The organism is Streptomyces sp. NPDC054975 (genome assembly GCF_053609105.1).
Window position 1 is genome coordinate 1 of sequence record NZ_JBSGWV010000089.1, and the last position, 10,221, is coordinate 10,221.

The following is a 10,221-nucleotide window of genomic DNA, read 5'->3' on the forward strand; positions in this document are numbered from 1 at the left end:
CACCAAGGGCAACAGCGCGTTCCAGGTGACGGTCACGATCGTCAACGGCAGCAAGCACCGCTCGCCGCGGTCGCGGGGCCCCTTCGCGTGGCCGTGCGGGTCAGGCGGGCGCCGGAGCCGGGCCGCCGAGCCCGTGACGCAGCACCCGCAGGAGGATGCGGGGGCGCATGAGCGATTCGGGGCCGTCCATGAGGGACACGACCCGGACGAAGGCCTCCGCGACCTGGGCGTCCCGTGTGGCGGCCTTCTGGACGAGGGCCACGTAGGCGTGGGCGACGCGGATCTTGAGGGTGCGCTCGCCCTCGGCCTCGGGAAAGGCGAGGTCGTTCAGGATCATCGCCTCCCACGACGGGGCGACCGCCTCGCGGGCGAGGTCACGGAAGTAGTCGCGGGGCCGGGGCAGCGAGCCGCGCCGCAGGTGCCGGCGCAGGGTGAGCGCGCCGAGGGCGGCGACGGTCATGCCCTGCGCGTAGGTCGGGTTGAAGCTGCACACGCCGTCACCGGCCACCAGCAGGCCGGCGGGGAAGCGTTCCATGTCTTCGTACCGCCGCCGCAGGCTGACCGGGAAGCGGTACGCCACGGGCTCGTCCAGCGGCTCCGCCGTCTGCGCGAACTCGGCGACGTAGGGCACGGCCAGCGACTTCAGGAAGCTGTCGAAGCCCTCGGGGTCCGTGGGTGGGTGGTCGCCGAGGACGCCGTACGCCGTCAGCAGGAAGCGGTCGTCCTCGATCCGGGTGCAGACCGCTCCGCGCGGCCGCCGCGCGGAGGCGACGACGACGAGCGTACGGCCGTCGTGCGGGGTGTCGGGGCGGAGGCGGTAGTGGCGGCTCGCGTACCCGAGTCCGATCTTCGACCGCTCTTCCCCCACCCGCGGATAGCCGAGCTGCTCCAGCCACGCGGGGGTGCGCGAGCCACGGCCGGTGGCGTCCACGACGAGGTCGGCCGCCAGTGTGCGGGGGTCGCCGGCGGCGTCCTCGCCGTGGGGCCGCACCTGCACGCCGACGACCCGGCCCCGGTCCGGCGTCGTGTCGATGCCGGTGACGTCCTGGCCCTGGAGGAACGTCACGTTCGGCAGCGCCTCGACCCTGCCGCGGACGTACCACTCCAGGAAGGGGCGCCCGGCGGCGACGGTCGCCATCGTGCTGGGGGCCTTGCGCAGGCGCAGGCCGTTGAAGTGCCAGTGGGCGTCGTTCAGCGTGTCCTGGAGCTGCGCGCCGAGGTCCACCGTCTCCTCGGTGAAGCCGGGGAACAGCTCGTCCATGATCTCCCGGCCACGTGGCTGCAGTCCGTGGACGTGGCGGCCCTGCGGGATGCCCTTGCGCACCCCTCGCACGCCGCGGACCTCGTCCCGGTCCACCACGGTCACCCGGGCGAAGGAGTCGGCGAGGACGCGGGCCGTGAGGAGCCCGGCCATCCCACCGCCCAACACCACGGCGTGGTCTGCGACATGGCTGGTCATCGACGGGTCTCCTCCCGTGGGGCCGCGTGGGCTCGTATGTCGTCCAGCAGGGCGGCCTGGCGCACGATCGCGTCGTCCGGCGGCGCCTGGGTCCGTACGGCGGCGACGAAGGCCGCGACGCTGTTCGCCACCTGGTCGTCGGGGGCCAGGACCACCTCTCGTACGCCGTCGCGGTTCTCCAGGCGGATCACCGGCCGGTGGTCGGAGGGTGGGGTGAAGGCGCGGTCGACGGTCATCCGGCCCGTGGACCCGCACAGCTCGTAGGTGTTGCGGTAGGCGTGGTCCAGTCCGAAGGTCAGTTGGGCGCTGGTTCCCCGGTCGTCGCGCAGGAGTGCCGCGCCCGCCGTGTCCACGGTGAAGCCGGGGCCGTGGGCGAGGTGGGCGCCCGCCACCTCCAGGTCCGGCCCGAGCAGGTGGAGCGCGGCCCGGACCGGGTACACGCCGGTGTCGGTGAGGGCGCCGCCGCCGAGCTCCGGACGGTAGCGGATGTCGTCGTCGGCCAGGCGGGGGACGGTGAACGACGCCTGGAACGCGCGGAGTTCGCCGATGGCGCCCTCCGCGAGGAGGCCCCGTACCGCGTCGTGCTGCGCGTGGTGGACGAACATGACGTTCTCCATCAGCGCCAGCCCCCGCTCCCGGGCGAGCCGGGTGAGCCTCAGCGACTCCGGCAGGGAGAGCGACAACGGCTTCTCGGCCAGGACGTGCTTGCCCGCGAGCAGGGCGCGTTCCACCCAGGTGGCGTGCAGCGCGGCGGGCAGCGGTACGTAGACGGCCCGCACCTCCTCGTCGGACAGGGCCGTCTCGTATCCGGTCATCGCCCGGCAGCCGAACCGCTCGGCGAGCTCCTTCGCCTGGTCGGCGTCACGGCCGGCCACGGCGGTGATCTCGACGTCCGGTGAGGCGGCGAAGGCGGGCAGCATGCGCCGTCGGGCGATGTCCGCGCAGCCGAGGACGGCGATGCGGACCGGAGCGGGGCGGGCGGCGGCGCTCACAGGCGCACGCACCCGGAGTTGAGGAGCGACAGCAGGGTGCGGGCCTGCACGTTGACGTAGTGGCCGTGCCGGACCAGGGAGGTCAGCTGGCCGGGGGTGACCCAGTGGTAGCCGGGGGGCGGGTCGGCGCGCGCCGTCTCCTCGTCCGCCTCGACGAAGAGGTAGCGGCTCTCGGCGTTCAGGAAGCGGCCGCCCTCCTCCGAGTGCACCGCCTCGTAGCGCACGCGCGAGGGATCGGCGGCGAGCACGGCCTCGAGGTACGGCGGCCAGCCGGAGCCGGCCACGTGCGCGTAGTTGTCGGGGGTGTACTGGACGGTCGGGCCGAGTTCCACGGTGTCGAGGAACCCGCCCTCCACGCGCGCGTGCGCCAGCACGTGCGGCACCCCGTCCACACGGCGGGTGAGGAACGCGGTGACGCCCAGGCCCACCGGCTCGAACAGGGGCTGGGTCCAACCGGTGACCTCGCGGTTGTCGGCGGTCACGGAGACCGCGACCACCTGGAAGTACCCGCCGCCCGCGTGCTCGATGGCCATGTCGCCGCGCTTCCACTCGGCGACGTCCCGCAGCGGTATGCGCTCGGTGGTCACCTGGTGGCGGGAGCGTTCGGCGGTGAACCACGACAGCAGTTCGGTGTCCGACCGCAGCGCGCCGGGCTCGTCGTACGCCACCGGGGCGCACGCGAGGACGGTCCGCGCGTCCATGTTCACCACGTTGTCCGCGTGCAGCAGTTCGCCGATCTGGCCCAGGGTGAGCCAGCAGAAGTCCTCGTCGAGAGGGATGTCCTCGTCCGTCTCGACGATCATGTTCCGGTTGGACTTCTGGTGGAACCACGAGCCGTGCTCCGACTGGAGCGCGTCGGCGAGCACCCGGCTCCGCGCGGAGGGGCGGATGAAGTGGTCGATGTACTTCACGTCCGCGCCCTGGTGGGCCTTGGTGTAGTTGCTCCGCGTCGCCTGCACGGTGGGCGAGAGCTGGAGCAGGTTCCGGTTGCCCGGTTCCATCTTGGCCTGCATCAGGAAGTGCAGGACTCCGTCGAACTCCTTGGCCAGGATGCCGAGGATGCCGACCTCGGGCTGCTTGATGATCGGCTGCTGCCACTCGCGGAACGGTCCTTCGTCGCGGGTGACGCGCAGTCCCTCGACGGTGAAGAACCGTCCGCTGCGGTGCACCAGGTTGCCCGTGTCCGGGGCGAACGACCAGCCGTCCAGGTCGGCGAAGGGGATGCGGTCCACCCGGAAGGTGTGCGCCCGGCCCCGGGCGCCGAGCCAGTCGGCGAAGTCGCCGGTGCGCAGGAACGCGCCGGACTCCTTGGCGTCGGCGGAGCGGGCGAGGCGGGTCGCGACCGAGGCGTCCTCGCGTGGCCGCAGCAGGGCGGGAGCGCTCACGTGTGGGACCCCACGAATTCCTTGATGGAGGCGATGACGTACTGGAGCATCTCCTCGGTGAGCCCGGGGTAGACGCCGATCCAGAACGTCTGGTCGGTGATCAGGTCGCTGTTGGCGAGGTCCCCGACGACCCGGTGCGGCTGGTCGACATAGGCGGGCTGGCGCGTCAGGTTGCCGGCGAACAGCCGTCGCGTACCGATCTTGCGGCCTTCGAGGAAGTCCACCAGCGCGGCCCGGCTGAACGGGGCGTCCGGCTGGACGGTGATGACGAAGCCGAACCAGCTCGGGTCGGAGCGCGGAGTGGCCTCGGGCAGCAGCAGGTGCGGCACGTCGGCCAGGCCCTCGCGGAGCTGGCGCCAGTTGCGCCGGCGCGCCGCGCAGAAGTCGTCGAGCTTGGTCAGCTGGGTCAGGCCGAGGGCCGCCTGGAGGTCGGTGGCCTTCAGGTTGTAACCGACGTGCGAGAAAATGTACTTGTGGTCGTACCCCTTGGGCAGGTTGCCCAACTGGTACTCGAACCGCTTGAGGCAGGTGTTGTTCTTGCCCGGCTCGCACCAGCAGTCCCGGCCCCAGTCGCGCAGCGACTCCACCACGCGCGCCAGCTGGAGGTTGGACGTGAGGACGCAGCCGCCCTCGCCCATGGTGAGGTGGTGCGCGGGGTAGAAACTGACGGTCGTCAGGTCGCCGAAGCTGCCGGTCAGCTTGCCGTCGTAGAGCGTGCCCACCGCGTCGCAGTTGTCCTCGACGAAGAACAGGTCATGATCCTTGGCGAGTTGGGCGACCTCGGCGACCTCGAAAGGGTTGCCGAGGGCGTGGGCGATCATGATGGCCCGGGTCTTCGGCCCGATCGCCTGCGCCACCCGGTCCGCCGTGGTGTTGTACGTGCCCAGTTCGACGTCGACGAAGACGGGCACGAGGTTGTTCTGCACGATCGGGTTGACCGTGGTGGGGAAGCCCGCCGCGACCGTGATCACCTCGTCGCCCGGCTTCAGCCGCCGCTCGCCCATGACGTGCGAGGTCAGCGCGGTCAGGGCCAACAGGTTCGCCGAGGAGCCGGAGTTGGTCAGGTGCGCCTTGCGCCGTCCCAGCTTCCGGGCGAACGCCGACTCGAACTTCCGGGAGCTCGGCCCGGCGGCGATACGCATCTCCAGGGCGGCCTCGACCAGCGCGGCCCGGTCCTCCTCGTCCAGGACGGCACCCGAGGGCCAGATCTCGGTGACCCCGGGCACGAACGGCCCCGCGGGATGGACGTCGTGGTGATACTTGCGGGCGTATTCCAGGACCAGCGCCTTGTGATCGCTCATGTCCGACTTTCCTCTTCCTCGAATGCGTCTGCGTCGTCAGCGGCTCTGGAGCAGATCGCGCAGCGACGTGTCCAGGTCACGGGCCGGCTTCCAGCCCAGTACGCGGTGTGCTTTGGCTATGTCGAGCTGCTGCCACTCGACGTCGGACCGGGCGGCGGCGCCGGGCGCGGCCGTCTCCTCGACGACCGGAACGGTCAGGCCGCTCAGCGCGACGAGACGGTCGACGAGCTCGCGGGCCCGCACCGCCTCGCCGCTGCCGATGTTGATCACATGGCCGCTCACCGCCGCGCGCGGGGCGTCGGCGGCCGCCACGACGGCGTCGGCCACGTCCCGTACGTCGACGAAGTCCCGCTGCGCCCGGAGCGGTCCGTACCGCAGTTCGGCAAGGGCGCCGGAGGCCACGTCCACCAGTTGGTCGGCCACGGTGCGCAGCAGGCTGCCGACCGGAGCCCCGGGCCCGGCCACGTTGGCGACGCGCAGCACGACGGCGTCCAGGTCCGAGGCGGCGCAGGCGGCGAGGACCGTCCCGGTGGCGCGCAGCTTGGTGCGTCCGTACGGGGTCACCGGCAGCGCGGGCGCGTCCTCCGTGACGCCGGTGCCCGGCGTGCCCGGCCCGTACTCGTGCACGGTGCCGATCTGGACGAGACGGGGCGGCGTGGGTACGGCCAGGACGGCCGCGACGAGCCGCTCGACGAGCTCGGCGTTGCCGCGGACCATGTCCTCCTCGGTCGCCCGCCAGGCCCGGCCCGCCGCGTTGACCACCAGGGTGGCCCGCTCCGCGGCGAGCAGTGCGGCGAACCGGTCCTGCCCGTCGTCGGCCGTCAGGTCGATTCCCGCGCCTTCGGTCCTGGAGACGGAGACGACGCGGCGCCCGGCGTCCCGGAGGGCTGCGGCGACGTGCCGGCCCAGGAAGCCGGACCCGCCGAGGACGACGGCCGTCATGCCTCGGCCTGCTGGTGCTTGATCGACTTCCACCAGTCGGGGTTGTCCCGGTACCAGGCGACGGTGTCCCTCAGCCCGTCCTCGAAGGAGATCCGGGGCTCGTACCCCAGCTCCTCACGGATCTTGGACTCGTCGATCGAGTAGCGCAGGTCGTGGCCCTTGCGGTCGGCGACCCACCGGATCATCGACTCGTCCGCGCCGCACAGTTCGAGGAGCCGGCCGGTGATCTGGAGGTTGGTCTGTTCGTTGCCGCCGCCGATGTTGTAGATCTCCCCCGCCCGGCCGCGCGTCAGGACCGTGTGGATGGCGCGGCAGTGGTCGTCGACGTGCAGCCACTCGCGGATGTTGCCCCCGTCGCCGTACAGCGGGACGGACTCGCCGGCGAGGAGGTTGGTGATGAACAGCGGGATGAGCTTCTCCGGGTGCTGGTACGGCCCGTAGTTGTTGGAGCACCGGGTGATCGACAGGTCGAGGCCGTGGGTGCGCACATAGGAGCGGGCGACCAGGTCCGAGCCCGCCTTCGACGCGGCGTAGGGGGTGTTGGGCTCCAGCGGCCACGTCTCGGTCCACGAGCCCTCGGCGATCGAGCCGTACACCTCGTCGGTGGAGACATGCACCACCCGCTCCACGCCGGTGCGCAGGCAGGCCTCGAGCACGCTCTGCGTACCGCCGACGTTCGTACGGACGAAGTCGGCCGCCGCCTCGATGGAGCGGTCGACGTGCGACTCGGCGGCGAAGTGCACCACGGCGTCGTGGCCGGGCAGCAGGTCGAGCAGGAGCGGCAGGTCGCAGATGTCGCCCCGGACGAACTCCAGCCGCGGATCGTCCATGGGCAGGTTGCTCAGATGGCCGGCGTAGGTGAGCTTGTCGAGGACGGTGACGCGTGTGTCCTCGCACCCCGGATAGCCGCCCGCCAGCAGGGTGCGCACGTAGTGCGAGCCGATGAAGCCGGCGCCGCCGGTGACCAGGATCCTCATGCCGCGACCTCTATCCGGGTGTGATCGCCCACCACGAGCCGGTGGTGGGACTCCTCGTGCTCGCTGGGTCCGATGACCGCGGAGCGGCCGATCAGCGAGCCGTGCAGGCCAGGCACCCGCGAGATCGAGGCGTTGTCAAGGACGATCGAGTCGGCCAGCCGGGTGGCACGCAGGGTGCACCCGCGTCCGATGGCGGTGTACGGGCCGACCTGGGAGTCCTCGACGAGGGTGCCCGCGCCGATGACGGCCGGGCCCTCGATCCGCGAACGCACCACGCGGGCGCCCGCCTCGACGGTGACCGGGCCGATCAGCTCGCTGGCCCCGTCGACGTCACCGAGCACCTTCGGCTCCTGGTCGTCGAGCAGCTTGCGGTTGCAGGCAAGGACGTCGTCGACGCGCCCGGTGTCCTTCCAGTAGCCGTCGTACACGCTGGCCCGGACGTCGGCGCCGGAGGCCACCAGCCACTGGATGGCGTCCGTGATCTCCAGCTCCCCGCGGGCGCTCGGAGCGATGGAGTCCACCGCCTCGTGAATGGCGGACGTGAAGAAGTAGACGCCGATCAGCGCCAGATCGCTCCGCGGTTGCCTGGGCTTCTCCACCAGCCGCCGCACGGCGCCGTTCTCGTCGAGCTCCGCGACGCCGAAGGCCGTCGGGTCGGGGACCTTGTGCACCAGGACCTGCGCGGCGGGGCGGTTCTCCGTGAACTCGTCGGCGATGTCCTGGATTCCGTCGGGCAGCATGTTGTCGCCGAGGTACATGACGAAGTCGTCGTCACCGAGGAAAGGACGGGCCAGCGCCACGCAGTGGGCAAGGCCGAGCGGCTTCTCCTGCGGAATGTAGGTGATGCGGCAGCCGAATCGGGAGCCGTCTCCGATCGCGTCGGCGATCTCGTCGCCCCAGTCGCCCACGATGACGGCGATCTCGGTCACTCCGAGCGCGGCCACGTTCTCCAGGACGTGTTCGAGAACGGGCTTGTTGGCAATGGGAATGAGCTGCTTCGGCATGGAATAGCTGAACGGGCGCAGCCGTGTGCCTGCGCCCCCGGACAGTACGAGAGCTTTCATGGTCACGTTCTCCTCGCGGCGGCGGACAGCGCATCCGGGCTGGTGTCTCTCCAGTGGGCGAAGGTGCCGAGGGAGATTCCGTCGGCGACGCTCATCGCATGCGCATCCTTCTCGGATATCAACGGTGGTTCCGTGAAACCCCAGGGAAGGTCGAGGTCGGGATCGAGCGGGTTGATGTCGATCTGCGTGCCCGGGACGTGTTCGCTGGACAGCACGTAACAGATGCAGGCGTCGTCGGTGAGCGTGAGGAAGCCATGGCCGACGCCCTCGGGCACGAAGACGGAGTTCCCGGAGTCGGCGTCGAGCACGTTCGAGTCGTACCGGCCGAACGTCGGCGAATCGACCCGCAGGTCGACGACGAAATCCCGCAGCGCGCCACGGACGCACGTCACGAACTTCGCCTGCCCGGGCGGGCGGGCCACGCTGTGAATGCCGCGCAGCGTATTGCGGCGGGACACCGAATAGTTGATCTGGCGGGGGGTGAACGGATATCCCGTCGCGCGCTCCAGTTCCTCGGCGCGCCATCCCTCGTGGAAGCTTCCGCGCTCGTCGCGCAGGGCGTCCGGGGTGACGAGGAAGGCTCCGGGCACCTTGGTCGGCGTGATACGCATGCGGGGCCCTCCTACGCCCGGGCCCGGTGCCGGGCCGTGAGCTTCTCGAGCGTGGGCACGATGTCCGCCGGGGACGGCACCGCCAGAGCGTCCCTCCGCAGCGCGCGGGCGCCGTCCCGGAACGACGGGTCGCCGATCACGCGCAGGAGGCGTTCGCGCATCTCGGCGACGGAGTGCAGGTCCTGGTTGAGGGTCAGCCCCGCGCCGCGCTCCTCGATGTGGCGCGCGAAGCTCCACGCGCCCATGGTGTTGTCGGTGACGGGCGTCTGGGGACCGCGGTCCTCCAGCGTGATCAGCTGCGGCACCCCGTGCGCCACCGCGGCGCCGTGCGTGCCGCTGCCGCCGTGGTGGATCAGCGCCGCACAGGTCGGCAGCAGCGGCGCGAGCGGCACGTAGTCGAAGGCCCGGACGTTGTCGGGCACCGTACGCCCGGCGAGCTGGCCCTCGTCGAAGGTGGCGACGACGTCGACGTCCAGGCCGTCCACCGCCGCCAGCAGGTTGTCCACCCACCGGGTCCAGCTGCCGGGTGCGAGGGTGCGGATCGAACCCCCCAGGGTCATGGCCACCCTCGGCCGCGTAGGCGGCTCGCGCATCCACTCGGGGAGCGTGGCCGGTCCGGTGTAGGGGATCCACCGCATCGGAACGGTCCGGGTGCGGGTGGACAGACGCATCGCGGCCGGCATGGGGTCGACGCTCCACTGCCCGAACAGCAGCTCCTCGTCGACCTCCACCCCGTGGTGCTCGGCCAGGCCCCGCACCAGGCCTGCGAGCGGGCTCGGGGCGCCCGGACCCACGTGGGCCTCGATCCGGTCCTGGGCCCAGGCGTAGTAGTCCTCGCCCCACAGCAGCCGGGCGTGGGCCGCCCCGACCAGCCGTGCCGCGATCGCGGAGGAGGGCCAGATGGGATCCCACAGCACCAGGTCGGGCTGCCACCGGCCGGCGAAGTCGATCAGGCTGTCCAGCAGGGCGGGGTGACCTTCCGGCCCGCCGTAGGCGGGGTGGAACACCCGTGCGGCCGACAGCGGGAAGTGGCGGAACGTCTGCCAGTGCCGGATCTCGGCCTCGTCGAGCGCCAAACCCTTTTCCACGAGGTCGAGTTCTTCCTCGAAGCGTTCGGCGGACGATTCCCTGGCGCGCAGTTCGTCCAGGGAGGCCGCCGAGAATTCCCTACCTCCGAGCGACACCCCGGTGAGGCCGATCGCCCGGGCGTTCTCGGCCGTGGTGCGCAGGCCCGCCACGCGTACCTCGTGCCCCGCCGCCTGCAGTGCCGCGGCGAGTGAGTACGTCGGAAAAAGATGTGCCTGGGCGGGCCACACGGTGAACAAAACCCGCATGCCTCTCCCCCGGTCGCTCGTCATATCTGCAAGTTAGTCGAGCGGGCGGCACCCCTGAGTAATCGGCGAGTAACCAGGACCAATTTGAAGAAAAGTCAACGAAAAAGGGTCGGGGCCGTGAGCCGGAAACAAATAACAAGCAAACAACCCACCCCG

General features: G+C 71.1%; 9 protein-coding genes. All 9 read right to left on the reverse strand.

Annotation, left to right across the window (positions count from 1 at the left end):
- Positions 1-100: 100 nt before the first annotated feature.
- From ACWF79_RS34295 to ACWF79_RS34335, 9 genes are read right to left on the reverse strand one after another with little or no spacing between them, the layout of a single operon-like run.
- Positions 101-1,459 carry an FAD-dependent oxidoreductase gene (locus ACWF79_RS34295; RefSeq protein ID WP_453732091.1) on the reverse strand — a complete coding sequence of 453 codons (1,359 nt, stop codon included), beginning with the start codon at positions 1,457-1,459 and terminating at the stop codon, positions 101-103.
- Complete coding sequence (locus ACWF79_RS34300) at positions 1,456-2,451, reverse strand: Gfo/Idh/MocA family protein (protein ID WP_453732092.1); 996 nt, start codon at positions 2,449-2,451, stop codon at positions 1,456-1,458. The genes ACWF79_RS34295 and ACWF79_RS34300 overlap by 4 nt, the downstream gene beginning before the upstream one ends.
- The gene (locus tag ACWF79_RS34305) at positions 2,448-3,836 is read right to left on the reverse strand and encodes an NDP-hexose 2,3-dehydratase family protein (RefSeq protein ID WP_453732093.1); all 1,389 of its coding nucleotides are present in this window, start codon (positions 3,834-3,836) and stop codon (positions 2,448-2,450) included. Before ACWF79_RS34305 ends, ACWF79_RS34300 begins: the two co-directional genes overlap by 4 nt.
- Complete coding sequence (rfbH, locus tag ACWF79_RS34310; RefSeq protein WP_453732094.1) at positions 3,833-5,137, reverse strand: lipopolysaccharide biosynthesis protein RfbH; 1,305 nt, start codon at positions 5,135-5,137, stop codon at positions 3,833-3,835. Before rfbH ends, ACWF79_RS34305 begins: the two co-directional genes overlap by 4 nt.
- Before the next feature lie 36 nt (positions 5,138-5,173).
- On the reverse strand, positions 5,174-6,079 hold the full coding sequence (locus tag ACWF79_RS34315; RefSeq protein WP_453732095.1) for an NAD-dependent epimerase/dehydratase family protein: 906 nt from the start codon (positions 6,077-6,079) through the stop codon (positions 5,174-5,176).
- Complete coding sequence (gene rfbB, locus ACWF79_RS34320) at positions 6,076-7,056, reverse strand: dTDP-glucose 4,6-dehydratase (RefSeq protein ID WP_453732096.1); 981 nt, start codon at positions 7,054-7,056, stop codon at positions 6,076-6,078. Before rfbB ends, ACWF79_RS34315 begins: the two co-directional genes overlap by 4 nt.
- Positions 7,053-8,120 carry a glucose-1-phosphate thymidylyltransferase gene (locus ACWF79_RS34325; protein ID WP_453732097.1) on the reverse strand — a complete coding sequence of 356 codons (1,068 nt, stop codon included), beginning with the start codon at positions 8,118-8,120 and terminating at the stop codon, positions 7,053-7,055. Before ACWF79_RS34325 ends, rfbB begins: the two co-directional genes overlap by 4 nt.
- Positions 8,121-8,122: 2 nt before the next feature.
- The gene (locus ACWF79_RS34330; protein WP_453732098.1) at positions 8,123-8,731 is read right to left on the reverse strand and encodes a dTDP-4-dehydrorhamnose 3,5-epimerase family protein; all 609 of its coding nucleotides are present in this window, start codon (positions 8,729-8,731) and stop codon (positions 8,123-8,125) included.
- Between the two features lie 11 nt (positions 8,732-8,742).
- Positions 8,743-10,065, reverse strand: coding sequence for a nucleotide disphospho-sugar-binding domain-containing protein (locus tag ACWF79_RS34335; RefSeq protein ID WP_453732099.1), 1,323 nt, complete (start codon positions 10,063-10,065; stop codon positions 8,743-8,745).
- Positions 10,066-10,221 lie beyond the last annotated feature (156 nt).

What these genes read in the sequence shown, in the direction of transcription:
- ACWF79_RS34330 (WP_453732098.1), bottom strand. Translation starts at nt 8,731, where the DNA reads ATGCGTATCACGCCGACCAAGGTGCCCGGAGCCTTCCTCGTCACCCCG.
- rfbH (WP_453732094.1), bottom strand. Translation starts at nt 5,137, where the DNA reads ATGAGCGATCACAAGGCGCTGGTCCTGGAATACGCCCGCAAGTATCAC.
- rfbB (WP_453732096.1), bottom strand. Translation starts at nt 7,056, where the DNA reads ATGAGGATCCTGGTCACCGGCGGCGCCGGCTTCATCGGCTCGCACTAC.
- ACWF79_RS34295 (WP_453732091.1), bottom strand. Translation starts at nt 1,459, where the DNA reads ATGACCAGCCATGTCGCAGACCACGCCGTGGTGTTGGGCGGTGGGATG.
- ACWF79_RS34335 (WP_453732099.1), bottom strand. Translation starts at nt 10,065, where the DNA reads ATGCGGGTTTTGTTCACCGTGTGGCCCGCCCAGGCACATCTTTTTCCG.
- ACWF79_RS34325 (WP_453732097.1), bottom strand. Translation starts at nt 8,120, where the DNA reads ATGAAAGCTCTCGTACTGTCCGGGGGCGCAGGCACACGGCTGCGCCCG.
- ACWF79_RS34315 (WP_453732095.1), bottom strand. Translation starts at nt 6,079, where the DNA reads ATGACGGCCGTCGTCCTCGGCGGGTCCGGCTTCCTGGGCCGGCACGTC.